Raw genomic sequence first — 24,887 nt, 5'->3', positions numbered from 1 at the left:
ATTCAAATCCGTTACACTGTTCTTCAGAAGATTAAGGAGGAATGGTGGCGTTGAAAAGAACACATTGGTGGTGGTTAAGCGGCTTGGTGGTTTTGCTCACCGGTTTGTGGTTAGGCGGGGGAACTCTGATTGCGACGACTTTACGGCAGGACGGGCTGGTCAATCAGTTGGCTACCCGAGTTGCCAGCCCCCACGGGCAAACACCGCTGGAACCAATCGCGTTGGCGCACCCGTTACAGCCTGTTTACTATTATCATTTCGCTAATGCGGAGGCCACCGAGTTTCGCGCATTATTTGAGGAAGCCGTGACGGTGTTTAATCGAACGGGAATCGTCCAGCTGCAGCCGGGGATGGCGCGAGCTGGACAAAATAGTCTCACCTTTTTTACCTACCGTGATGCTGGTACGCAGCGGTCTGATTTCACTGAGCTAGGGAAGGGGGGGCCACACGTCATCCAGACGAGGCAAGGAACAGTTAATCAGGCACGGGCGGGCGTGAACTTAGCGCATCCAGAGTTGCGGCCACGACTGTCGGTAGCCATCCATGAAATTGGTCACGCGGTGGGGTTGGCCCACAGTACCGCCAAGACGTCGGTGATGACCGCTCGTGATCACGAACAAGAGTGGCTATCGTCGGCTGATTTGGCGGCGTTACGCCTGTTGTATGGACCTGGTCACGTTTAGTCTCGGTATCTAAAGGTTGAAAGTAGTGCTAACGTGGCAATTCTCGGAACAATATTGTGTTCTGTCCACTAAAGTTAGCGAAAACAGGAGCCTACGTCAGCCAGAGATTCCGCCTGCTATGGGGAACACCTCCAGCCTGAGGAGCGGTCTTCCGGTTCGCTTTGAAGCCTGGCACAACCCGCCAGTCTTCCAAGTCGTCCCACGCTGTAGGCTGAGAAAGAACCTCAGCCAACACCGTCGACACAGCTGGCTCCATCTCTGGCTGCCTCCAGCGGGTTAGCGATTATTAACACCATTGTGTTAGTCAAAGACTGGTTGCTAAATCAGCTGCTGCCTGGGGTTAGGCCGACTTTTACTGGTAAGCACACTTGTAGCCGAGAGTCCGCCAAATATGGGTTCAGCCGTGGGAGTTGTCTTAGCGGCGCGGGTTCATGCCGCTTAGACAACTGGCGTCTTTGAGACGTGTTATTCGGCTCAAAGCGAGGCCGAGACCGCTTCTCAGGCTCGGTCCGGTCCGTCCACCGCGTTCCAACCCATAGTTGGCGGACGGTAGGCGGCCAGTTCTCACTAGGGTTGTTGTAAACGACTAATTTTTACATCACGAGTCGCGTGGTGATAATGTTTCTAGCTGATTTTTATCTTTCAACCTTCAGTTGGTATGACAATGTTTTATCCATTGAAATTAGCAAAATCAGCAACCAGTGTCGACCAGAGGGTTTCGTCTACTATGGCGACAAGAAAAAAGAGGCTCCCGGCCGCACAATGGCGAACCAGGAACCTCTTTTGACCAAACATTAAGCTAAGCTTGGCTTATTTCGTGAAATCAACGACCATCCGGCCGACGATTTGGTTGTTCTTCATTTCATCGATAATATCGTTAACTTCGTCCAGACGACGGGTTTGAACGATTGGGTGAACCTTACCTTCAGCACCGAATTGGAAGGTTTCGGCTAAGTCTTGCCGCGTTCCAACTAAGGAACCACGGACAGAGATACCATCCAAGACAGTCTTGGCAATGTTCAATTCCATGTCACCTTGTGGTAAGGCAACAGCAACCAACTTGCCATCTGGCTTCAAGGCGTTAACGGATTGGGTGAAGGCATCCTTGTTAACGGCAGTGACTTGGGCATTGTCCACGCCGCCGACTTTTTCTTGGATTTGTTCAGCGACGTCGCCGTCATGCCGGTTGATCAGCACTTCAGCACCGTTAGCCTTAGCAGCAGCTAACTTGTCAGGGTTACCATCAACGGCAACGACGTGGGCACCGAAGACGTTGTGGGCGTATTGAATGGCTAAGTTACCTAAACCACCGGCACCAACAACTTCGACCCATTGGCCAGGCTTCGTTTCGCCGACCTTCAGTGCCTTGTACATGGTAACACCGGCACAAGTCAAAGAGGTTGCTTCTACAGGATCCAAACCATCGGGCACTTTAACGGCGTAGTTGGCGTCCACGATGCATTCTTCAGCCATCGCGCCATCAACCGTGAACCCGGAGTTCTTGACGTTACGGCAAAGAGTTTCGCGTCCAGTCAAGCAGTATTCACAGTGGCCACAGCCCTTGAAGAACCAAGCGATAGAAACGCGATCGCCAATCTTTAAGTTTTTAACGTCGTCAGCAACTTGGATAACCTTACCGACACCTTCATGACCAATGATCCGGCCTGGTTGCTTACCGAAGTCACCGGCAGCCACGTGCAAATCGGTGTGGCACAGACCACAATATTCCATTTTAACTAAGGCTTCACCGTGTGTAATTGGACGAAGGGTGACATCCTTGATATCTACGTAACCATCAACTGAATCGCGAATAACTGCTGCTTTCATGAAAACAATCCCTCTTTCTTTTTATCTACAAGACCCAGTATACTGCAAAAGTTGTCAGTTTCAAGTGAAAGTTTGCACAAAAATTCTTAAGATTTAATCAAGGCACACAACTAATAGCAATACGGCGCCTATCTGCTATTAGTGTAAGCCGTTTAATAATGTGAAGCAAACGACATAACCGCTTTCATAAGCAAAATTAACTATCGAATGCAACCGGTTGACCTTTACAAGTGAAGGATTTTTTCCCGGTTTAGAAGGTTAAGATAAAACTAAATGTGAGAAGCCACGTCGTTTTGCATACAATTATGAGGAAATATGATAAAATTAAATGTTGAAATGAATATCGGACGGCCACTCCTGGTATGGATTTAACTTGAGGGGCTGCCGTGAATTAGCCAGAGGAGTTAAAGTGTAATGAGTCGAATTTTAATTATTGAAGATGAAAAAAATCTTGCCCGCTTCGTGGAACTAGAACTGAAGCATGAGGGCTATGAGACCAACGTCCAATTTAATGGGCGGACCGGGCTAGAAGCAGCTTTGTCGCAAGATTTTGATGTGATTTTGCTTGACTTGATGTTACCAGAATTAAATGGTATCGAAGTGGCACGACGGGTTCGCGAAGTCAAGAGCACGCCTATTATCATGATGACGGCGCGTGATTCCGTCATCGACCGCGTCTCCGGGTTAGACCACGGGGCCGATGACTACATCGTCAAGCCATTTGCCATCGAAGAATTGTTGGCGCGGGTCCGGGCGCTGTTACGCCGGATTCACTTGGAAGGCGAACAGAAGAACACCAAGCAAACGACCGTGAAGTTCAAGGACTTGACGATTGAAAAGGAAAACCGGATCGTGCGGCGTGGCGATGAGGTCATCAACCTGACTAAGCGGGAATACGAATTACTCCTGGCTTTGATGGAAAATATCAACGTGGTCTTAGCCCGTGACGTCCTGTTAACCAAGGTTTGGGGCTATGAGTCCGAAGTTGAGACCAACGTGGTCGATGTGTATGTCCGTTATCTGCGTAATAAAATTGACGTCGCCGGCCAGAAGAGCTACATCCAAACGGTTCGGGGGACAGGGTACGTGATGCGTTCGTGAAATCGCCAGAAGAACCAAAGATTCCTGAAAAACCAGCTGTCCCTGAACCATCAGTAGCGGCTGCGGCGGATGACCAAGCTAAAAAGCCCGGGTTTCGCTTCTCGTTAAAATGGGAATGGGCCTTGTCAACGGCTTTTGGGGTGCTGGTCATCTTTGCGGTCATCGTGTTGCTGATTTTTAACAGCTTCATGACGGTGTTGATGCGCCAGGAAAAGACCCACGTCGCGGATACGATGAACGTGGTGGTCGAAAAGCTCAATACCCAAAAGCAACCGTTGACGGGCGCTCAGGTCAATCAGCTGTTGCGGCCCCGGACGGTCTTGTCAGAGACTAAGAAGCCCACGGGCCCATACAACAATGCGGTGCTCACTAGTCTGGCCCGCGACAGTCAAACCGTCACGGTCTATGATCGAAAAGGCCAGCCGCTGTTTGCGACGCGGCAAAGTCCTTTGAAGTTTCAGAAATCAAAGAAGCAGCGCATCTCGACCAGAAAAATCAACAATCGCAAAAACCTGGTTGGCATCGCGCCGATTCGGGCCAAGCAGGGCGATACGATTTTAGGTTATGTGCAGGTCACGGACAATCTCCGCGACTATCGCGCCACCCAGGTCAAGCTGTTACAGATTGACCTGGTCCTCGGCATGATGGCGGTCTTGGCCGCCGCTGTGTTGAGTTATAGCCTGGCGACCTTCCTGTTGCGGCCGGTCGAAGCCATTCGGGACACCATCCACGCTATGCGCGAGGACCCCAAGACGGATCGCCGGGTGCCGGAAATGCACCATCAAGATGAACTCAGTGACTTGGGCGGCCTGTTTAACGACATGTTAGACACGACGCAGCGCTACATGGATCAGCAGCAACAGTTCGTGGAAGATGTCTCCCATGAATTGCGGACACCCGTGGCCATTATCCAGGGCCACATGGAAATGCTGGACCGTTGGGGCAAGGACGACCCTGAGGTGCTGAATGAGTCGATCAAGGCGTCACTCCAAGAAACTAAGCGCATGAAGAGTTTGGTCCAAGAAATGTTGGATCTGCAGCGAGCCGAGCAGATTGAGGTCAACTATCCCAATGAAGTCTCGGACGTCAGTGAGGTGGTCGAGCAGGTGTTTGATAACTTCAAGATGATTCATCCAGATTACGTCTTTATCCTGGATGATGACGTCCAACGGCCAGTGCAAGCCCAAATCTATCGGAATCACCTGGAACAGATCCTGATCATCTTGATGGACAACGCCGTCAAGTATTCGCAGACGCGCAAGGAAGTCCACATGAGCTACGAGAGCGATTCTCGCAGTCTAGAAGTGGCCGTCCAAGACTTTGGGGAAGGTATCTCGCAGGAGAACCGTGACCGCGTCTTTAACCGCTTCTACCGAGTCGATAAGGCGCGTTCTCGCACCAAGGGAGGCAACGGGCTAGGTTTAGCCATTGCCAAGCGGCTGATTGAGGCTTACCATGGGCGCATCACCATTGAAAGTGCGCTGGGGCAAGGCTCCGTCTTCCGCATCTCCCTGCCGATTTTGTCGGACAAAGACGCCCAGATCTTGACGGAAAAGAAGGAACAGGCCCAAGCAGCTAATGATGTGCCAGGAATCAAGTCAGAACTGCTGGCGGATACGTCAACGACGGACCAACCAACGGATGAAACGCCAAAATCATAAAAATTTTGAAGGACTGCGGCCTAGTGGCGAAGCAGTCCTTTTTTAGGCCCTGAAATAATCGTCCAGCTTACGGTTGTCACAGTAACCCACTCAGTTTTTTTGTGTTTTAACAAACCTTAAGAAATGTGGATTGACAACGCCGCGAAAGTTCAGTATTCTATGGTAACTAGTTAATTACATGAGTAACTAACCAACATAGGGGGATCTTTTAAGATGAAAATTTTAAGTAAGTTAATCGCGGTCGTGGCTGGTTTAGCCGTTTTGGGTGTCGTCGGATCTGTCATTTTGCCCGGTGTGACCAAGAATAAGCACAGTGAGTGGGCGATGGCCGCTGACAACGTCAACCCACTAGTCAAGACGGAAACCGTTTACGCCTCGACCAACGCTAAGCCGGTGCGTCACTACATCGGGGGTGGCGGTGAGGACGAGTACGTGTACCAGCTGCTAACGTACAATGCCAAGGGGGAGGCCCGCACGTTGACCTTCGATGCGCAGTGGCGGTTGAAGCCTAATAAATTTCTGAAGATCACCACTAAAGGGCAAAATGTCGAGACCTGGGAAAGGGCCGAACGGGCCGCAGTCCCCAGTGGCGTGCGGCAGAACTTGATGGTGGATTAGCGCCAAGTGGACCATGTCAGGGGAGTCGCTTACCAGGTTTGCGTGGCTGTCTCAATCGCGTGAGAATGTTTCTTGCTAATGCCAACTAGCAGACAGTGAGGAATGCAATGGTTTCGAAAAAAGTAAGTACCGAATCGCGGGCCGTATTAAACTAGCGATTGTGACTTTTATAGTCATCTATTGCGGCTGGCGTTAGCTCCTAATCGATGAAGTAGCCATCATTACCCATGACGACATGCAGCTTGGAACCATAGTAGTAGGCCCATTTCGTGGCCTTATAGTTTTTATTGGCGACATCCTTTAGGTAAGCGCCTAATAACTAATCGTCTATGATTGATGGTCACAACACGATATGATTACCTCATCAAATAAATTGGTGAGGTTTTTACTATGGATAAACCAGATATCGTGCAGGTGAAATGAAAACGGATGAAGGAACTGCCTCGCTTGATCCAAAAACAGCAGCGGATATTCATAGAACAATATTACAAGTTCCAGATTTGACCGTTATCGAAGTGGACCATAATATTTCGAGTGAAATACTGCCGCTGTATAGTAGCCACTATGTTTTAGAAGATGGGGGCCTTTTTGTTAAGTAATCAAGCAGATCATCTCTAACGGCCACTTCTTGGCAGGGATGCGGGGTATATATACTAGTACGCAGGCATTTGGGAAAAGTTAAAACTTTCTAGATTAAAAAGAGATGGTCCAATCCTCAGTCTTGAGGCGGACCATCTCTTTACTATTGTCACTTCAATCTAGGAATCCTAATGAGATACAGACGATTGTGGGCGACACGAATGTCCAATCATCGAAGTTTATTTGTCAGTGCGTAATTATTTGTGATGTTGTTGCTTACCAGCGTTTCGATTCCGATTCTTCTGACTGACCTTCTTGGCCGTAGCTTGCTTGGCAGCAGGCGTTACGACTTTCTTCGGAACGACAGGGGCAGCGGGTGCCGGTTGATCTTTCATTTTTTCTTGGATCTCACGGCGAATCCGTGGCCGGTAGAAGTTGATGATCAACGTTTGCAGGCAGGCGAACAGTCCACCGACAAAGAAGTACAACCCTAATCCGGCTGGAGAACTCATCGTGAAGAACAGAATCATCACGGGTGAGAGCAGCAGGGTGAAGCGCATTTGTTTCTTTTGTTCTTCCGGCATGCCTAGCAGGGATAAGTATCCTTGTAACAGGTAGGACAGGAAGGAGAGCAGTGCCAGAATCCAGCTGGCTTTCCCCAACGGAATGTTCATGAAGACCGCTTTGGAGAGCTCAGGTGAATAACGAATCGCGGCATACAGGGCGGCGAAGATAGGCATTTGAATCAATAATGGCAGACACCCAATCCCACCGGTCATGCTGATGCCGTTGTTGCGGTACAGCGCCATCATGGCTTGACTCGCAGCTTGTTGTTCTTCTTGGGTCGTTGCGGCCTTTTGTTGTTTTTGCAACGCGGTCATCTGTGGGCGGATCATGGAGATCTTTTCCTGTTGAATCGTGGCGTTACGCATTTGCTTGACCATGACTGGCAGTAAGACCATCCGGACGATCACCGTCAAAACGATGATGGCCCAACCATAGCTGCCGCCAAAGATGTGGGCCAGCCAGTCCATGACGTGTTGCCCGGGTACAGCTAGGTAGTCGTACACGAAGCCATAGGGTTTACCGTTTTTGGTCTGGACACAGCCACTGAGGACCAGTGCCAGTGCCGCGAGGGCCGCGGTAACCGAAAATTTCTTGGAGATTTTCATATTCTATTTTGAACCCCTTTTAATTAAACGTGTAGAGCGCGGACGCCCCCAGCGGCAAAATCGCCGTTAACATCAAACATCTTACTTGATTTGGCGGGCTTTTTCAAATAATAATCCGAAAGTCACTGAATTGTTGGGTGGGTACGTCGGTGATTGTTAGGTCCGTGACTTGAATCCAGGGGGCCAAACCGCCCCGAAGTTGGTGAGTGAAGTCGCTGAGCACGGTAGCCGCAGCGCTGGCCACGATGGCGACTTGGCCAGTGGGGAGATTTTGGACCGTTCCCGTCACCCCTAATTGGTGGGCAAGCTTACTGGTTGACCAGCGAAAGCCCACCCCCTGAACTTGACCGCTGACCAAAATTTTTTGTGTCTGCATCCCCAGGCCTCCTTTCACGAAAAAATTCACCTTAATCATACCGCGAGTCGCCGGTGCTGCCTAGGGATATGGTAGAATTAGGAAAAGAATTCAGATGGGAGTAAATTTACCGTGACAGAAAAAATTACGTCGGGACAAAATAAAAAAGTCAAACAGTGGCGGGCACTGACCACTAAGAAGGGACGCAAGGCAACGCAAACTTACCTATTAGAAGGGTGGCATTTAGTCCAAGAAGCCATTAAGGCCCACCATGACTTAACGGCTATCATGGGGACTGCCGACCAATTGGCCGAGCACGCCGCCGAGCTGCCAGCGGGGGTCACCACCTACGAACTGACCGACAGTATCGCGCAAACTATTGGGGATACCGGCACGCCACAAGGCATTTTCGCCACGGTTCCGTTGCCTAAGGATACCGCGGGCGACCCGCAAACGGCTGAAGGGGTCTGGCTGTTCTTGGATTACGTTCAAGACCCCGGCAATATCGGGACCATGGTGCGGACAGCCGATGCCGCTGGGTTAACGGGGGTGGTCTTTGGTAAAGGGACCGCGAGTCGTTTCTTGCCAAAGGTCTTACGGTCGATGCAGGGGAGTCAATTTCACATTCAGCTGGTCGAAGCCGACCTCCACGACTGGATCAGTGCGTTCACGGCGCGGCACTTGCCAGTCTATGGCACGAATCTCGACCGCAACGCTAAGAGCTACCGCGATGTGCCGCCATTGACGGCCGGGGCCATCGTCATGGGTAACGAGGGTAACGGTATGGCCCCCGACCTGCAGCAGATGACCACCCGCAACCTCTATATCCCCATCAAGGGGCAAGCTGAATCGCTGAACGTCGCAGTGGCGGCCGGCGTCGTGATGTTTCGGCTGGTGGGCTAGCAGCCCTCCCTAGAATAGTTTGAGGCTTGGCTGACGCAGGCTCCTGGTTTCACTAATTTCAGTGGACAGAACACTGTCGTTCCGGGAATTGCCGCGTTAGTGCTACTTTCAACCTTCAGTTAATTTAGAAATTAAGCGCCCAATGGATTGCTAACTAGGGCTAAGTCACTGGTTACTGGCGTGAACTTAGGTGGCCGAGAGTTTGCTAGATAGGCGGCCAGCATAACCTACGTAGCGGTCAACGACGCACCCCGGGAACGGCGAGAAAAGCTAAAGAAATGGTAAACCCACTGAAAAATCAAGCAAGATGGTTGCAATTTGGCCAAAACCAAGTATCATATAGGGATAAGATGACTGAACATCATAATTCTATAAATGAAAAGGAAGCATTCTATGACCAAACTGACTTGGCGTGATGACCCCGAGTACCTTGCTTTAGTTTCTGATTTGTTGGCCAAGGAGCCGGTCCAACGCCTGGCGAATTACACCCAGCACCATCATTCCGACCGATTGACGCACTGCATTTCAGTGTCTTACAACAGTTATTTGATTGCGAAGAAACTTGGTTTGAATACCCGGGCCACTGCGCGGGGTGGGTTGTTACATGATTTGTTTTATTATGATTGGCGGACGACGAAGTTCAATTTGGGTTCGCACGCGTTTATCCATCCACGGGTCGCTTTGCGCAATGCTGAGAAGCTGACCGACTTAAGCCCGATGGAAAAGGATATTATCTTGAAGCACATGTGGGGCGCAACGCTCGCTATGCCGAAATACCGGGAAAGTGCTATTGTTTCTCTGGTCGATGATTATGAAGCAGTCCACGAGTTTTGTGGGCCTGCCCGTAAGCGAGTCGAAGCCCTCATGAACAAAGTAACGCCTAACGCCTAGTTTCAGTGAAACATGGATGGGAGGCAAGATAACATGCAAATGATGTCACCAAAGGCCCAAGACGAATCAACGGTGGATTTTGAACTTTGCCCCCGATTCGAACAGACCTTTTCGTTTCTGGGTAAGAAGTGGAACGGCTTAATCATCGATGTACTCTTACAAGAGGGTCCACAACGGTTCCGCGACTTAGCCCACAACATTCCCCGGTGCAGTGACCGGGTATTGGTCGAACGGTTGAAGGAACTGGAATTAAACGGCGTGATCGTACGTCGGACGTTCCCCGACAATGCGTTGATCGAATACGAATTGACGGAAAAGGGCCAAGAATTCAAAGACATCATGGCCGCCGTCCACGCGTGGTCGGATAAGTGGTATTGTCCCACCGAAGTCAACCAGAAGTAGTTGACAGGCGCTGAGAAATCCGCTAGGCTATGAAAGTAATAGTTAAAAACGATGATAGAAAAGCAGTAGCCGGTGCAATTTGTCAGGAAGAGTTTGCCTAGACTGGAAGCAAACTTCAAATTACTGGGTGAATTCAGTTCTTGAGTTGTAATCGGGATTCGTGAAAGCGATGAATGATTTTCCGGTGAATGACCGTTATCATTTCTGAGTGTGGCTAGAAGTCTCGACTTTTAGCTGAATCAGGGTGGTACCGCGAAGCTTCGTCCCTAGTTATGGGGCGGGGCTTTTTTGTTTGCCCAAGTGTTGTCAAAATAGAAAATGGAGGATGACGTATGTCTTTAAAAGATAAATTAACCGAACTGCACGACCGCGGTCTGGCGGAAATTAAAAAATCTGCTGACCTCAAGGACGTCAACCAAGTTCGGGTGTCATTGTTAGGGAAAAAGGGTCCCATCACCGAGGTTTTACGGGGGATGCGCGACTTAGACGCCGAAGAACGGCCCAAGGTCGGGGCGTTTGCCAATGAGATTCGCGATGATTTGACCGCGGCTTTGGCTAAGCGGCGCGAGGAACTGGAAAATGCCGTGTTGAACGCCAAGCTGGCCAACGAAGCCATTGACGTGACGTTACCCGGCACGCCGGTCGCCAAGGGTGAACCCCACGTGATCCAACAGATCATCGACCAGATTGAAGACCTGTTCTTGGGGATGGGCTACCAGGTCTTGAGCGGTCCCGAAGTTGAAGAAGACAAGTACAACTTTGAAATGATGAACCTGCCAAAGAACCACCCCGCCCGGGACATGCAAGATACCTTTTACATCACCAAGGAAATCTTGATGCGGACGCAGACCTCACCGATGCAGGCGCGGACGTTAGAGACCCATGACTTCACCAAGGGACCACTGAAGATGATCTCCCCCGGTGTGGTTTACCGGCGTGATACCGATGACCCCACGCACTCCCACCAATTCCATCAGGTGGAAGGGTTAGTCATCGACAAGCATATCACCATGGCCGACTTGAAGGGGACGCTACAAGTCTTGGCTCACGAACTGTTCGGCGACAAGTTCGACGTGCGGTTGCGGCCCAGCTACTTCCCATTCACGGAGCCTTCCGTTGAAGCCGATATCACCTGCTTTAACTGTGGTGGTAAGGGCTGCAAGGTCTGCAAGAACACCGGCTGGATCGAAGTCTTAGGTGCCGGGATGGTGCACCCGAACGTCTTGAAGATGGCGGGCGTAGATCCCGACGTTTACGGCGGCTTTGCCTTTGGGGTCGGGCCTGACCGGTTCGCCATGTTGAAGTACGGCGTCGATGACATCCGGAACTTCTACTTAAATGATGTTCGCTTCCTCAAGCAATTCACGAAGAAAGGATAACCGCCAACCATGAAGATTTCATACAATTGGATTAAAGAATATTTGGATTTAAACGTCAAACCAGCTGATTTGGCGGAAAAAATCGAACGGACTTCCGTCGAAGTTGATGACGTCATCAAGCCTAGCGACGGCCTCAAGAAAATTGTGGTCGGCCACGTCTTGTCTGTCGAAGCGCACCCGGACTCCGATCATTTGCACATTTGCCAAGTGGACGTCGGTGAAGACGACCCCTTACAAATCGTGTGTGGGGCCCCGAACATCGCCAAGGATCAAAAGGTCATCGTGGCCTTACCAGGGTCACGCATCGCCGACAACGTTAAGATCAAGAAGTCTAAGATGCGCGGTGTGCCGTCTGCCGGGATGATCTGTGCCTTACAAGAAATTGGTTTTCCAGAAGACGTGGTTCCTAAAAAATACGCCGATGGGATTTACGTGATGCCAGCCGATGCCACGCCTGGCGACGCTGTTTACGATTACCTGGGCATGAATGACAGTCTGATTGATTTGGACGTTACGCCCAACCGCGGGGACATGTTGAGTCTGTATGGGACGTTACATGACTTGTCAGCTATTTACGATTTGCCCGTTAAATTTGACCAACCTGCCGTTCAAGAAACGGGGGCAGCCATTGCGGATCAGCTGACGGTCCATGCCGATGCCGAATTGGCTCCACAATACCGGATGCGTTTGGTCAAGCAAGTCAAATTAGCGCCCAGTCCCATGTGGCTACAGATTCGGCTGTGGAATGCCGGCTACCGGCCAATCAACAATGTTGTGGATATCACCAACTACATCATGTTGAAATACGGTCAACCACTGCACGCTTTCGACTATGACAAGTTCAGCGGCCAAGACGTTTACGTCCGGACCGCGAAGGCTGGTGAAAAATTAACCACCTTAGACGAAGGCGAACATGACTTAGACGACCACGACATCGTGATCGCTGACGACCAGAAGCCAATCGCTTTGGCCGGGGTCATGGGCGGGTTAGACACCGCGATCGCTGACGGAACAGTTACCGTTGCCATCGAAGCCGCTGTCTTTGAACATGACCACATCAGAAAGGCTGCACAACGCCATAATTTGCACACGGACGCTTCCCAACGCTTTGAACGGGGTGTGAACCAAGCTGGGGTCCAAGAAGCCTTAGACGCCGCCGCAGAGATGATGACGAACCTGGCCAGTGGTGAGGTTCAAGCCGGCACGGTCGTCGCAACGGACAATGAACCCGAACCCGCTGTCATCGACATTACCATGAGTCACATCAACGCCGTCTTGGGAACGGAATTGTCCCAAGACCAAGTGACCCACATCCTGACTACATTGGGCTGTGACGTTGCTGCTGAGGGTGAGAAATTGACCGTGACGGTCCCAGTCCGGCGCAACGACATCCACATTCCTGCTGATTTGCTGGAAGAAATCGCCCGGATCTACGGCTACGATGACTTACCAGCCACCTTGCCAACGGGACGGATGACCATGGGTGAACTGACGCCTGCCCAAAAATTAATGCGGGCAACGCGTCACTCACTGGAAGGCCTGGGCCTGAACCAAGCCATTTCCTACGCGTTGACGACTGAAGACAAGGCTAAGATGTTCTTGATGCAACCCAGTGAAACGACTAAGTTGGCTTGGCCAATGAGTAGCGATCACGCGGTCTTGCGGATGAACGTCATCACGGGCCTGCTGGACGACATTGCCTACAACAGTGCCCGCAAGGTGAAGGACGTGGCCTTGTACGAACAAGGACGGGTCTTCTACCGTGAAGACGGTGTCGACCGGCCAAGCGAACAAGAATACATCGCTGGGGCGATTACGGGGACGTTGTTGCCAACGGCCTGGGATCTACCCGCCCAACCCGTCGACTTCTACCAAGTTAAGGGAATCGTGGAAGCCTACCTGAAGGATATGGCGGTCAATGGGGATGTGACCTACGTGGCCAACCATGACTTGCCAGAAATGCACCCAGGTCGGACCGCAGACATCTTGGTTCACGGCCACCGCATTGGGTTCATGGGCCAAGTTCACCCAACGATTGCCAAGCAGTTCAAGATTGGCGCAACCTACGTCTTTGAACTGAACCTGCAGGCCATCATTGATATGCCTAAGCAAGAAAATCAATACGACGTGATTTCGCGTTACCCAGCCATCACCCGTGACGTGGCGATGCTGGTCGATGATGAGATCACCAACGAACAAATCGTGGCCTTGATTGAAAAGCGCGGTGGCGCCTTCCTACAATCCGTCAAGCTGTTTGACGTCTACGATGGTGTGAAGGTACCGAAGGGCAAGAAGTCCTTGGCTTACACGCTGACGTACCAAGACAAGCACGCCACGTTGGTCGATGACGCCGTGACCCAGGCCTTTGAAAAGGTTGAAAAGCGCCTGCAAGACGACCTTGGTGCTGAGATTCGCTAGGTCGGCTTGCACCGGAAACTGGGGAAAGCAACTGCTGGTGTCAGTCCAATCTACGTAGTGACGCCGGCGAGCACGTTTCAGTTTTGGAATGGCTAAGCTAATTGAAAGCACGTTTACGTTTCCGGTGGGGAAGTGAGCGTGCTTTTTGTTAGGTGAATTTATTAGGGGCGTAAGCTGTCGGTGACTAGGGTGGTTGGAAGTTGGCAGCCTCTGAAACGTGTGGCTACCGGGCAGCGGGTTGCGCTTAACCCCGCTAAGTCATGAACCCCCTAGCCCAGGGTTCATAACTTAGCGACGTTAATGCTCGCCAGCTAACCGCCCTTCGCCACACTCTATTTATTACATTTTTCCCAAATCCCCATTTCTGGTTTCCGCTCGCCCGGAATTTCTGTATAATAGAGAAGACTATGGCATTAGAACGGAGGAAATAAGTTGGATAATGGCACAAATCCTACCCCGTCGCGGCAAGAGTCGGGGAAAAAACGGTCGTTTGGCCGCCGCATCATGATTGGTGTGGTCAGCTTGCTGGTGATCCTGGCTATCGTTATTGGGTTCTTCGGCTATCACTATTTTCAAACGGCGCTGCAGCCGCTGAACGCCAGTGATGACGACGTGGTTCAGGTTCACGTTCCAATGGGGGCAACCTCCAATAAGATTGGGGAAATCCTTCAAGACAAGAAAGTGGTTAAGAGCGGTATGGTCTTTAACTACTACGTCAAGTCGAATAAGTTCACGAACTTTCAGGCGGGCTATTACCAGTTGAAACCGTCTATGACGTTAAAGCAAATTGCCCGGCAATTGCAAAAGGGTGGCTCGGCAGAACCCATCCAGAGTACGGCGGGCAAGGTGTTAGTGCGTGAAGGGGAGACCATCGACCAATTGGCCGCGGAAATCCCGATTCAAACGGACTTCACCAAAAAGGAATTCATGAGCTTGATTACGGATAAGGCCTTCTTCAATCAGTTGGCTGCCAAGTATCCGAAATTATTGAGCTCGGCCAAGCAGGCGAAAAACGTGCGGTACCGCTTAGAGGGGTACTTAGCCCCCGCGACGTATCAAGCGGGCAAGAAGATGACCCTGAAACAATTGATTACCGAAATGGTGGCTAAGATGGATCAGAACTTGCAAAGCAGTTACGCGACGATCAAGAAGCAAAAATTGACGGTCCAAGAGACGTTGACGCTGGCTTCCTTAGTGGAACGTGAAGGGGTCACCCAAACGGACCGCGATAAGATTGCTGGGGTCTTCTTGAACCGCATTAAAGCGGGGATGGCCTTACAATCGGATATTGCCGTGCAATATGCGTTGAAGACCACCAAGTCGACGCTGACCTACAAAGATTTGAAGGTCAAGTCGCCGTACAATCTGTATATCCACACGGGGTATGGTCCCGGACCGTTTGCCAATCCTAGCACTTCTTCGATCCACTCGGTTCTCCACCCGAAGGATCGTAGTAAGGGGTACTACTACTTCATTGCAAATACCAAGACAGGGAAGGTTTACTTCTCACAGACTTACGCACAGCATCAAGAAAAAACCAGTTCATTAGCGAGCGATAATAAATAAAGGATGGCGACAGTGTTGGCAAACAAAAAACGACCGATTATCATTGGGGTTACCGGGGGTTCCGGTAGCGGGAAAACAACGGTTAGTCGGGCAATCTTCAATCAATTGATTGGTCACTCAATCATGATTTTGCAACAAGATTCGTATTACAATAACCAAGACGACATGACGATGGAGGAACGGGCCGCCGTGAACTACGACCACCCGTTGGCCTTTGACACCGACTTGTTGATCTCACAACTCAAGCAGTTGTTGAACTACGAACCAATTGAAAAACCCGTCTATGATTACACCTTGTCCACGCGAAGCAAGGAAACGATTCACCAGGAACCACGCGACGTCATCATTTTGGAAGGCATCTTAATCTTGGATGATGAACGGTTGCGGGACTTGATGGACATCAAAGTCTTCGTCGATACCGATGATGATATCCGAATCATTCGCCGAATCCAGCGGGATATGAACGAACGCGGGCGGTCGTTGGAATCCGTTATCCAACAATATTTGGCAACGGTTAAGCCAACTTACCATCAATTTGTTGAACCTACGAAGCGTTACGCTGACCTGATTGTGCCTGAAGGTGGCGAGAACCAAGTTGCCATCGACCTCTTGGTTACCAAGATTCGGGCGATTCTCGAAGCCAGTGGCAATGACCAAGTTTTTGACAATCCAGATACAACCATATAGAATAGGACAGGTTAGCTGGTAAAAGGCTAGCCTTTTCTATCAAATTAAATTTAAGTTGTGGTCTTTCCACAATCACAAAAATACGTTAAAGGGGTGGCCAATGTGGCACAAGATAAAATGTATCCAATGACTGAAGAAGGTAAGGAGAAGCTCGAAGCCGAACTGGAAGATTTAAAGATGGTTCAACGGCCAAAGGTTATCGACCGGATCAAGATTGCGCGGTCTTACGGTGACCTTTCTGAAAACTCAGAATACGAATCAGCCAAGGATGAACAAAGTATGCTCGAAACGCGGATCAGCACCGTTGAACGGATGCTGCAATACGCACAGATCATCGACAACGATGGCTCTGACAAGGACGAAATCACGGTAGGTAAGAAGGTCACCTTCAAGGAATTACCAGATGAAGAACCGGAAGAATACACCATCGTGGGTGCTGCCGAAGCTGATCCGATGTCTGGAAAAATTTCCAACGATTCACCAATCGCCAAGGGCCTGTTAGGTCACCGAAATGGTGAAGAAGTCACGTTTGATACGCCAGGTGGCGACATGACTGTTAAGATTTTGGCAGTCGACTAAGAAAAAAGTTTTACCGGTCAACTGAAAAATTGTTGATGGGTCAAGGGTGCGCTGACTGCGGTCAGGGCGCCTTTTTACTTACTTTTGAGCAGTTAATTTGCGGGCAACAATTTAATTGTGTATCATGTAGTTAGTGAAATGATACTTGCCAAGACCCTACTTGGCGTGGTATAAATGGTTATGAAAACGGATTCATAGACTGTCAAAGAGGAGTCTTACAAAATGAAAATTAATGTTACTGATGCAGCAAGTAAATGGTTCCGTGAAGGCATGGGTATGGCCGGTCATGGTGTCCGTTTCTTTGGCAAGGTTTACGGCAAGACGCCTGTGCATGAAGGATTCTCATTGGGCATGACGCCGGACGACCATCCCCGTCACCCAATCGTCGCAGAAAAGAAAGACGACGTCACTTATTACATTACGGAAGGTGACCAATGGTTCTTCGTCGGCTACGACCTGACAATCGATTACGATGCCAAAACTGACGGCCCAGTATACATTTATGATGACAACGGTGAACTGGATAAATAACAGTTCACCGTCAACCACTGACCGCGTTGGTTGGTGGTTTTTTTCTGCTGTTGGCCGATAGTAATCTAGCTCATACTTGGCGGAGCTATTGATAATTGATCGCTGAATTAATACCTTGCCCTCCGGAGTGACGACGTTCTGTTCACTAAGACTAGTGAAACCAGGAGCCTGCGTCAGCAACAATTGTGTTAGAGATCAGTCGCTAAATCAATCACCATCTGGGGCTAAGCCGACTGTTGCTAGTACATACCTTAGTAGCCGAGAGTCCGCCAAATATGGGTTCAGCCGTGGGAGTTGCCTTAGCGGCGCGATTCATGCCGCTTAGGCAGCTGGCGTCTTTGAGACGTGGGATTTCGGCTCAAAGCGAGGCCGAGACCGTTTCTCAGGCTCGGTCGGTCCGCCCACCGCGTTCCAACCCATAGTTGGCGGACGGTAGGCGGCCATTCTTCGCTACGAAGCTGTAAACGACTAATTTTAATGGCATCAGTCGCATGGTGACAACATTTCTAGTTGATATTCATCTTTCACCCTTCAGATAATGTGTAAAACAAAACCACCGCAACCTCATCATGTGAGGCTGCAGTGGTTTTGTTTGTTGCAATTAAGAACGGCGCCGGTGAATGACCCACCAACCACCGGTCAAGCCGATGAGGGTCAGACCGCTGATCAAGAGGCCGGCGTTGAGCAGGGGTGGCCAGTAGGACAGGGTCACGGTACTCTTGCCTTGAGGTAGCTTAATGGCCGTGAACATGCCGACGGTCTTGTAAGTCTTAGCCGATTTGCCGTTGACGGTGGCGTGCCAGCCAGTTGAGTATGGAATCGAGGTATTGAGCACCTGATTGGCGTGGCGATTGGTGATGGTGCCGCTGAAGTAGCGACTACTGTGCTTGGTCAACTGCCACGGCTGTTGCTTGAGCTGAGTGACTGCTTGTTGGAACTTAGCGGTATTCAGCTGATACAGCGTGAAGTTTTCCAGCCACAATGAGCCCTTCTTGAGCTGAATCGTTAGCTTCTGTTGCTTACCCTTGGCGTGGTCGGCGGCACTGACCATGATAGTGTTGCGGTAGGTCTTGTACTGGTCCAACGTCTTACCATTTAAAATAAAGGTGGCGTTGTCCGGATTGACCGTCGAGCCAAAGGTCAGGTAGTACGCATCGTTGGTCGTTGGTGTAAAGGTCAGCGTGATTTTGGCCGGCTTCAACAGGTTCTTCCGTTGAAGGACCGCGCCCGTGATCTTGGTTTGTTGGGCAATGTTTTGGAACGTGACCTGGTCAAAGTTCTTGGCCGTGTACAGACTGCGGTCCGTGGCTTTGCCCGTGAGCACGGCTAACCAGTTGGCCTGATACTGTGCGGGATCTGCCGTCTTGTTCTTTAACGTCAAAATCTGAGAGCTAGCTGCGTAGCCCATTGGCAGGGCGTATTGATTCCGGTAGGTGGTGGCCCATTGGTCCTGACCGACGGCTTGGTAGCTGGCCAAGTCAGCCTTGTTCGTCGAGGCCGGCAACATGCTGGTGCCACTCAGCGCACCGGATAGCTGCTTTTGCTGGAAGTAGTATTTCATATTTAACAGCGAGTCGGTGACCAGCGTTCCGTTGCTGTATTCGACGAAGCCGTCGCCGTCCGGACTCCCAATGTGGCCGTAAAATGCGGGTGTGGCCTTGGGCAGTACCGAGGAGAAGACGCCCCCGCCGGCGTAACCGGTTTGAAAGGCATCGCCCTTGGTGCGCAGGAAGGTCTTACCAATCCGATAAGCCCCGTCATCGCGCTTCTGCACGCGATTGACCAGCCGCTGGAGCTCATTGGTGTAGTTGCCGTACTCGCCTTGAGAAACGTAGCTAATGTTGTTTAACGAGACGAAGGCGTTGGCCGAGACTTCCGTGACGCCAATCACGAAGAAGGCCAGCGGGTAGATCCAGTGATGCTTGACGGGCAGCGTTGTCAGGCCTAGTGCCAAGACGACAAAGAAGATGCCCAGCAAGACGAGGTTCAGTTGCAGAAATTTAAACGACTTGAGGTTGAGCGCCACGTAGGCCGCGCCCAGCGCGATGATAATCGTGACCACGGCGATGGCCAGCCAACCGGGTTCAAAATCGTCGGTCAACGTTTGCGCGGCTAACCAAATCAGCCAGAAGCTGACGACGAAAGAAAAACGGTAGGGGTACCAGACGGGAAATTGGCCCGCGTGCCACAACAAGTCTAAAGGTTGAACACAAAGTGACAAGGCCAAAAATCCGGTGATAATTCCCGCGGTGATGCGGCTACGCAAGCAAATTCGGTGGTCACCAAAGAAGAAGAGGCTACCGAGTAAGGCAATGGCCCCAATGAACAGGTTGGCCGTCCCATTAGGCATTTGATCGAAGTTGAAGGCGCCCATGAAGAACTTGGCAATCATCTTTGGTGGAAAGAACTCGAATTTCCATTTGAACGTGGTGACCGTGTACTGAGCCTTGCTTTGAGCCAGCGACCACCAAGTTGGCAAGAGCACGCCGGCCGCCAGTAAGCCACTCACGGCGGAGGTGGCGGCGAATTTTACGGTCTGACCCCAGAAATGCCGCCAGTTGGTGAACCGATCAACGGCTAGCCAAATGAAGGCTAAAATCATAAAGAGACAGATCATGTAGGCCATGTAGTAGTTGATAATCAGCATTAGAGTCAACCAGACCACGTAGGTCCGCCATTTGCCCGTGTGCATCAGGAGGTATAGCCCGTAGAAGATTAGCGGCAGTAGGTAAGCGGCGTCTAGCCACATGATATTGAGTTGGTTGGCGATCGACCAGCCCATCAAAGCATAGGCCGTAGCAAAGGTCACCGCTTTGAAGCCAGTTTGACGAGTTGTTTTGTCAAGCAACCAGGCAAAGGCCAGTCCGGCTAACCCGTATTTGATAACGGTCAGCAAGAAGACGCCGGTGGTGAGACTGGCCCCCGGACAGAGCAAGAGCAGCCAGTTGAGCGGGCTCAATAGGTAGTAGGCCCAAGTTCCCAGCATTTCGCCGCCCAGGCCATTAGCGAAGGAATAAACGATGCTGCTGGGGTCGTGCAGGATGGCGCGACGCAGGTACGCAAAGAAGTCGATATACTGCTGGCCTAAATCGACGGTCAGCAGGCTATTGGACCCAAACGGTGCCATTTGCCGGTAGATAAAGTAAATCGTCATCAGCAAGAAGGGGGTCAAAAACGCCCCGAGTAAGGTTAACTGTCGCCGGGTGAGGGCCCGACGCTGTTTCTTTTTTTGCAAGGAAGCCACCTCAATCTTTCAAAAGTTTAAAGTTGATTTTAAAAATTGCAAAATGCTGGCGGCCGTGGCGAACTTCAGCGGCTACCTACCATCATACTATATTGTGGTCGCGAGGGTGGGTTGGTAAAACATTTTTAAAGATAATTCAGAACTCAACTAACTTTGACTGCCTGAGCGGTTATCAACCTGGAGACTAAAGAAAGTAGCATTAACGCGATAGTCCCTGGACCGACAGTGTTCTGTCCGCTAAAATTAGCGAAACCAGGAGCCTGCGTCAGCCAGAGATTCCGCCTGCTATGGGGAACACCTCCAGCCTGAGGAGCGGTCTTCCGGTCCGCCCACCGCGTTCCAACCCATAGTTGGCGGACGGTAGGCGGCCAGCTTGAACGCCGAAGCTGTAAACGACAAATTTTTACGTTATGAGGTGTGTGTGGTGACAATGTTTCTAGTTGAGATTCATCTTTAGCTGGCAGCCGATTGATCAGAAAAGCAAGACACTCACGGCAACTTACTGGCGGAACTCACGGGAATTCGGTCGAAAAGCCCCATATTTTATTTATTTTTGGTAAAATGGGGAGCAGGCCGTTTGGCGTCGAATCACAGTATGCTAGAATACCAAGTGAGCGTCATTTTATTCCGGTCTCTAGAATAGCATAGATTGTTTAAATTTCGGAAGCGGGATAGTGACCGGCAACGAAATTTGGTAAAATAGTAGCTGTACAACAAGGAGCAGAGATTGTGAAGAATTTTTATAATCGCGTTAGCAACCGAAATCAGCGATCTAGTGGCGGTCCCATCAAGTCACAGATTCCGTTCCGGTTGAATTTTCTTTTCATTATTGTTGCCCTGTTATTTGCAGCGCTGATTGGTCAGTTGGCGTATTTGCAGGTAATGTATGGGTCGCAATTCAAAGCCGAGGTCAATTCGACTGATACCACGATTGAAACCACCAACGTGCAACGGGGGATGGTTTACGACTCCAATGGTAAGGTTCTGGTCGGCAACAAGGCCCACCAAGCCATCACCTATACCAAAGGCGTCAGCGTGCTATCCACTAGCATGTATGATATCGCGAATAAGCTTGGTAAGTACTTAACCGTCTCAACCAGTTCTCTGACACCACGGCAGTCTATCGACTACTACTTGACCGATGCGAATCGGTTGAAAGCAGTGGAAGCCAAGCTGTCCGGCACCAAAGGTCTGTCAACGACGCAGCTTTACAACAAGGCATTGTCTTATTTGGAAAATGATTCGTCGTTCAAGCTGACCAAGACCCAACAGAACGCGGCAGCCATTTTTGCCAAGATGAGCGGGGCTTACTCGTTATCCACCACCTACATCAAGGATTCCGGAGTTTCCAGTAAGGAAATTGCGGAAATTGGTGAGCATTTGTCCGAAATGCCCGGGGTTCAAGTAGGGACGAGCTGGTCACGGAACTATCCGAACGGGTCGTCGATCAAGTCGATCATCGGGACGGTCTCATCTGAAAAGACGGGGTTGCCTAGTGACAAGGTCAACGAACTCTTGGCACAAGGGTACTCTCGAAACGACAGTGTGGGTCAGTCTTACCTGGAACAGGAGTATGAATCTGTTCTGCGAGGGACCAAGGCCGAAAAGCAAGTCGAAGTTTCTGGGTCGACAGTGACCAAGGAAGTAAAGAAGTATGGTGGGTCTAAAGGGGATAACCTCCAACTGACCATCAACTCCACGTTCCAAAAGAAACTCCAGTCGCTGGTGCACTCCGCCGAATCCGGTGCGGGGGGCGTCTCCACTGGGACCTACGCTATCGTGATGAACCCCAAGACTGGGGGAATCATCGGGATGGCCGGGGTCGACCGCAATCCGTCAACGGGTAAGATCACCACGAACGCTTTAGGTGCCATGAATAGTGACATCGTTATGGGGTCTGTCGTCAAGGGGGCCATGGTTTCTGGGGCATTGATGGATGGCGTCATCACGCCAACGAACAACACCTTGACCGATAAACCGATCACGGTCGGTGGGGTCAAAAAGGCTTCCTGGTTTAACGCCAACGGTGGTGCTGACATGGCCGTCAACGCCTCAACTGCGCTGGAAGTTTCTTCTAACTCCTACATGATGCAGTTGGCGATGAAAGAAGCCAACTTTAACTACGTCTCTGGGGCAGCACTGACCATGGGAACCAGCATTTTCGCTAAGGAACGGGGCTACTTCAACCAATTTGGGTTGGGGGTCGCCACCGGAATTGATTTACCTGGCGAAAGTACCGGGTTACGTGGGTCCAGCAGTAAGGCCCACATTGGGAACGCCTTGGACCTGTCCTTTGGGAACTACGATGCCTACACGGTCTTGCAGGTGGCCCAATACATGTCCACGATTGCCAATGGCGGGACACGGATCGCACCACACGTGGTTGAATCTATCCGTGGAACCAAGTCAGACGGGTCTCTTGGCGCTGTGAAATCAACAGTCACGCCAAAGATCTTGAACCGTATCGACATGACAGCGGCCGAAAAGAAACTAGTCACTGAAGGTCTCTACGACGTGGTTCACGGGACTAACACCTATAAGACGGGGGCCGAACTGGCTTCCATCTCACCAGGTATCTCCGGCAAGACGGGGACTGCGCAAACCTACTACAAGGGGAGCGAAACTGTGACCTTGAGTTTGGCCTCATACGCGCCGTCTAACGATCCGCAAGTGGTCGTGGCCTTAGCAATGCCAAACTTAGGTACGAGCGCTGAAGATAACAACATGAAGCTGGCTAAACAGATTTATTCCGCTTACTGGAGCTCGGTTCAATCGACCTCAACGTTGACGAACCCAACTAAGGCAACGAAGTCTGGGGCCGCACAGAACACCAACGGTTAATCCGGGGTTGTTCTGGATAGAAATAGTCGTTGTGGCCGCTACGGGGTTGCGACGGCTATTTTTGTGACTACAGGAGGGTGATCATCGTTGAGACCGGCTGCTCCGCCGAGATTGGTGCTTGATTGTGACGGTGGATTGCCTCTGGTATCTGATGACGCGAGGCGCTGATAATGAAGAATGATGGGAATTCTCCATGACTAAATGAGGTACGCATTGTTGTCAGGCGGCTTGTGGTAACCGTGGTGTTTAAGCCGACCGCTTTAAGGATAGCGGTGGTCACTAATAGCCGTTGTTTGGTGAAGTACGTCATTTTGACAAGCGCTACCGTAGCCGATAGTTTGCTAGAGATGAGTTCAGCTGTGGGAGTTTTCTTAGCGGCGGGGTTCATGGCGCTTAGAAAACTGGCACCTTGGAGACGCGATTTATCGGCTCCAAGGTGAGGTCCGAGACCGCTCTATGGCTCGGGCCGACGCCCTCAGCGTTCCAACCCATCTCTAGCGAACGGCAAGGCGGCCAGTACACACTAGCCTTGCCAGAAACCACTAATTTTACCGGCAAAAATCAGCTGTTAAGTATTTTTCCTTAACATATTTGGTAATATCCCTGGTAATTGCCGCTGATTAATGGTAATATATTACGAGTTAAGGGCTCTAGCCTGTAATTCTAAACAAGTTGGGAGGTTACCCACAATGCGTGTACACATCACTTTAGAATGTACGGAATGCCACGAACGCAACTACTTATCCAGCAAGAACCGGCGTAATAACCCGGACCGGGTTGAATTTAAGAAGTACTGCCCGCGCGAACGGAAAGTAACTTTGCATCGTGAAACTAAGTAAGGTACGGGCGAGAGTCCGCACCTTTTTTTGTTGAAAAAATCGACCGAGGGGGTAAATTATGCCAACGAAAGCAGCAATTCGGCAGCAAACGATTCAGGCCTTGAACGCCATGCCCGCGGATTTACGGCAACGAGCATCGGCGGATCTGTATCAACAGCTCTTTGCCTTACCAGCCTGGCAGAACGCCAAGCATGTCGCCACGACCATCAGTGGCGGTTTTGAATTGGCGACACAGCCTATCATTGACCGCGCTCACGCTGATGGTAAAGTCATCGCAGTGCCGGCCACTTTACCGCACCGTCAAATGGCGTTTCACGTGGTAGATGGGCAGACGACTTTTGCGACTAGTTCGTTTGGCTTGCAGGAACTGGTCAATGGTGCGATTATCGAACCAGCAGCGTTTGATTTAATTGTCGTGCCCGGCCTGGTCTTTGCGACTACGGGTGAACGTCTGGGCTTTGGCGGCGGCTACTACGACCGTTATTTACCCCAAACGACTGGCTTCAAGGTGGCCTTGGCGCTACCTGCTCAGCAGACGCGTGAGCCAAGCTGGTCGGTCGAACCCTTTGATGTCTTATTGGATGCCGTGTTAATGGCACCCACCGAATAGA

The 24,887-nt window shown here is 50.8% G+C and carries 21 protein-coding genes; 17 read left to right on the top strand and 4 right to left on the bottom strand.

Annotated elements, in window-relative coordinates; all coding sequences use genetic code 11:
* The first annotated feature begins 50 nt into the window (after positions 1-50).
* A complete protein-coding gene (locus EKM83_RS03340; RefSeq protein ID WP_164505574.1) occupies positions 51-683 on the top strand; it encodes a matrixin family metalloprotease in 633 nt (210 codons plus the stop codon).
* Positions 684-1,493: 810 nt separating this feature from the next.
* On the opposite strand, the gene adhP is transcribed toward EKM83_RS03340, so the two are convergent.
* The gene (gene adhP / locus EKM83_RS03335) at positions 1,494-2,510 is read right to left on the bottom strand and encodes an alcohol dehydrogenase AdhP (protein ID WP_125575228.1); all 1,017 of its coding nucleotides are present in this window, start codon (positions 2,508-2,510) and stop codon (positions 1,494-1,496) included.
* Positions 2,511-2,924: 414 nt separating this feature from the next.
* On the opposite strand from adhP, the gene EKM83_RS03330 reads away from it, so the two are divergent.
* The 4 genes from EKM83_RS03330 (at position 2,925) to EKM83_RS03315 (ending at position 6,489) form a co-directional block, all read left to right on the top strand.
* Positions 2,925-3,611, top strand: coding sequence for a response regulator transcription factor (locus tag EKM83_RS03330; RefSeq protein WP_020090053.1), 687 nt, complete (start codon positions 2,925-2,927; stop codon positions 3,609-3,611).
* Positions 3,608-5,272, top strand: coding sequence for a HAMP domain-containing histidine kinase (locus EKM83_RS03325; RefSeq protein ID WP_225418609.1), 1,665 nt, complete (start codon positions 3,608-3,610; stop codon positions 5,270-5,272). Before EKM83_RS03330 ends, EKM83_RS03325 begins: the two co-directional genes overlap by 4 nt.
* A gap of 213 nt (positions 5,273-5,485) precedes the next feature.
* Positions 5,486-5,890: a YxeA family protein gene (locus EKM83_RS03320; protein WP_125575227.1), complete on the top strand. Its 405-nt coding sequence runs from the start codon at positions 5,486-5,488 to the stop codon at positions 5,888-5,890.
* A 419-nt stretch (positions 5,891-6,309) separates the two neighbouring features.
* Positions 6,310-6,489 (top strand): hypothetical protein, encoded by a 180-nt coding sequence (locus tag EKM83_RS03315; RefSeq protein WP_125575226.1) that lies wholly within the window; start codon positions 6,310-6,312, stop codon positions 6,487-6,489.
* 237 nt (positions 6,490-6,726) lie between these two features.
* On the opposite strand, the gene yidC is transcribed toward EKM83_RS03315, so the two are convergent.
* Both yidC and EKM83_RS03305 read right to left on the bottom strand, forming a co-directional pair.
* Positions 6,727-7,641 carry a membrane protein insertase YidC gene (yidC, locus tag EKM83_RS03310; RefSeq protein WP_125575225.1) on the bottom strand — a complete coding sequence of 305 codons (915 nt, stop codon included), beginning with the start codon at positions 7,639-7,641 and terminating at the stop codon, positions 6,727-6,729.
* A gap of 103 nt (positions 7,642-7,744) precedes the next feature.
* Positions 7,745-8,017 (bottom strand): acylphosphatase, encoded by a 273-nt coding sequence (locus EKM83_RS03305; RefSeq protein ID WP_125575224.1) that lies wholly within the window; start codon positions 8,015-8,017, stop codon positions 7,745-7,747.
* Positions 8,018-8,128: 111 nt separating this feature from the next.
* Here EKM83_RS03305 and EKM83_RS03300 point away from each other — a divergent pair, with 111 nt between their 5' ends.
* The 9 genes from EKM83_RS03300 (at position 8,129) to EKM83_RS03260 (ending at position 17,352) form a co-directional block, all read left to right on the top strand.
* Positions 8,129-8,899, top strand: coding sequence for a TrmH family RNA methyltransferase (locus EKM83_RS03300; RefSeq protein ID WP_125575223.1), 771 nt, complete (start codon positions 8,129-8,131; stop codon positions 8,897-8,899).
* A 393-nt stretch (positions 8,900-9,292) separates the two neighbouring features.
* Entirely contained in the window at positions 9,293-9,790 is a 498-nt protein-coding gene (locus EKM83_RS03295) for an HD domain-containing protein (protein WP_125575222.1), read from the top strand.
* Between the two features lie 33 nt (positions 9,791-9,823).
* Complete coding sequence (locus EKM83_RS03290) at positions 9,824-10,192, top strand: winged helix-turn-helix transcriptional regulator (RefSeq protein ID WP_125575221.1); 369 nt, start codon at positions 9,824-9,826, stop codon at positions 10,190-10,192.
* A gap of 332 nt (positions 10,193-10,524) precedes the next feature.
* A complete protein-coding gene (gene pheS, locus EKM83_RS03285) occupies positions 10,525-11,571 on the top strand; it encodes a phenylalanine--tRNA ligase subunit alpha (RefSeq protein ID WP_125575220.1) in 1,047 nt (348 codons plus the stop codon).
* Positions 11,572-11,580: 9 nt separating this feature from the next.
* Positions 11,581-13,989 carry a phenylalanine--tRNA ligase subunit beta gene (gene pheT, locus EKM83_RS03280; protein WP_125575219.1) on the top strand — a complete coding sequence of 803 codons (2,409 nt, stop codon included), beginning with the start codon at positions 11,581-11,583 and terminating at the stop codon, positions 13,987-13,989.
* A 432-nt stretch (positions 13,990-14,421) separates the two neighbouring features.
* Positions 14,422-15,555: an endolytic transglycosylase MltG gene (gene mltG / locus EKM83_RS03275; RefSeq protein ID WP_125575218.1), complete on the top strand. Its 1,134-nt coding sequence runs from the start codon at positions 14,422-14,424 to the stop codon at positions 15,553-15,555.
* A gap of 3 nt (positions 15,556-15,558) precedes the next feature.
* A complete protein-coding gene (gene udk, locus EKM83_RS03270) occupies positions 15,559-16,242 on the top strand; it encodes a uridine kinase (protein WP_373300822.1) in 684 nt (227 codons plus the stop codon).
* Between the two features lie 102 nt (positions 16,243-16,344).
* A complete protein-coding gene (gene greA, locus EKM83_RS03265; RefSeq protein ID WP_125575216.1) occupies positions 16,345-16,821 on the top strand; it encodes a transcription elongation factor GreA in 477 nt (158 codons plus the stop codon).
* A 222-nt stretch (positions 16,822-17,043) separates the two neighbouring features.
* Positions 17,044-17,352 (top strand): HesB/YadR/YfhF family protein, encoded by a 309-nt coding sequence (locus tag EKM83_RS03260; RefSeq protein WP_125575215.1) that lies wholly within the window; start codon positions 17,044-17,046, stop codon positions 17,350-17,352.
* Between the two features lie 601 nt (positions 17,353-17,953).
* On the opposite strand, the gene EKM83_RS03255 is transcribed toward EKM83_RS03260, so the two are convergent.
* Entirely contained in the window at positions 17,954-20,587 is a 2,634-nt protein-coding gene (locus tag EKM83_RS03255) for a YfhO family protein (protein WP_125575214.1), read from the bottom strand.
* 738 nt (positions 20,588-21,325) lie between these two features.
* Here EKM83_RS03255 and EKM83_RS03250 point away from each other — a divergent pair.
* The 3 genes from EKM83_RS03250 to EKM83_RS03240 all read left to right on the top strand — a co-directional run bounded on the left by EKM83_RS03250 (position 21,326) and on the right by EKM83_RS03240 (position 24,886).
* Positions 21,326-23,437: a peptidoglycan D,D-transpeptidase FtsI family protein gene (locus EKM83_RS03250; RefSeq protein WP_125575213.1), complete on the top strand. Its 2,112-nt coding sequence runs from the start codon at positions 21,326-21,328 to the stop codon at positions 23,435-23,437.
* A 689-nt stretch (positions 23,438-24,126) separates the two neighbouring features.
* Entirely contained in the window at positions 24,127-24,276 is a 150-nt protein-coding gene (gene rpmG, locus EKM83_RS03245; RefSeq protein ID WP_081721478.1) for a 50S ribosomal protein L33, read from the top strand.
* 58 nt (positions 24,277-24,334) lie between these two features.
* Positions 24,335-24,886 (top strand): 5-formyltetrahydrofolate cyclo-ligase, encoded by a 552-nt coding sequence (locus tag EKM83_RS03240; RefSeq protein WP_125575212.1) that lies wholly within the window; start codon positions 24,335-24,337, stop codon positions 24,884-24,886.
* Position 24,887 lies beyond the last annotated feature (1 nt).

It is taken from the genome of Levilactobacillus angrenensis, from assembly GCF_003946085.1.
Classification (GTDB): Bacteria; Bacillota; Bacilli; order Lactobacillales; family Lactobacillaceae; genus Levilactobacillus; species Levilactobacillus angrenensis.
This window is presented reverse-complemented; position numbering and strand designations above follow the sequence as displayed.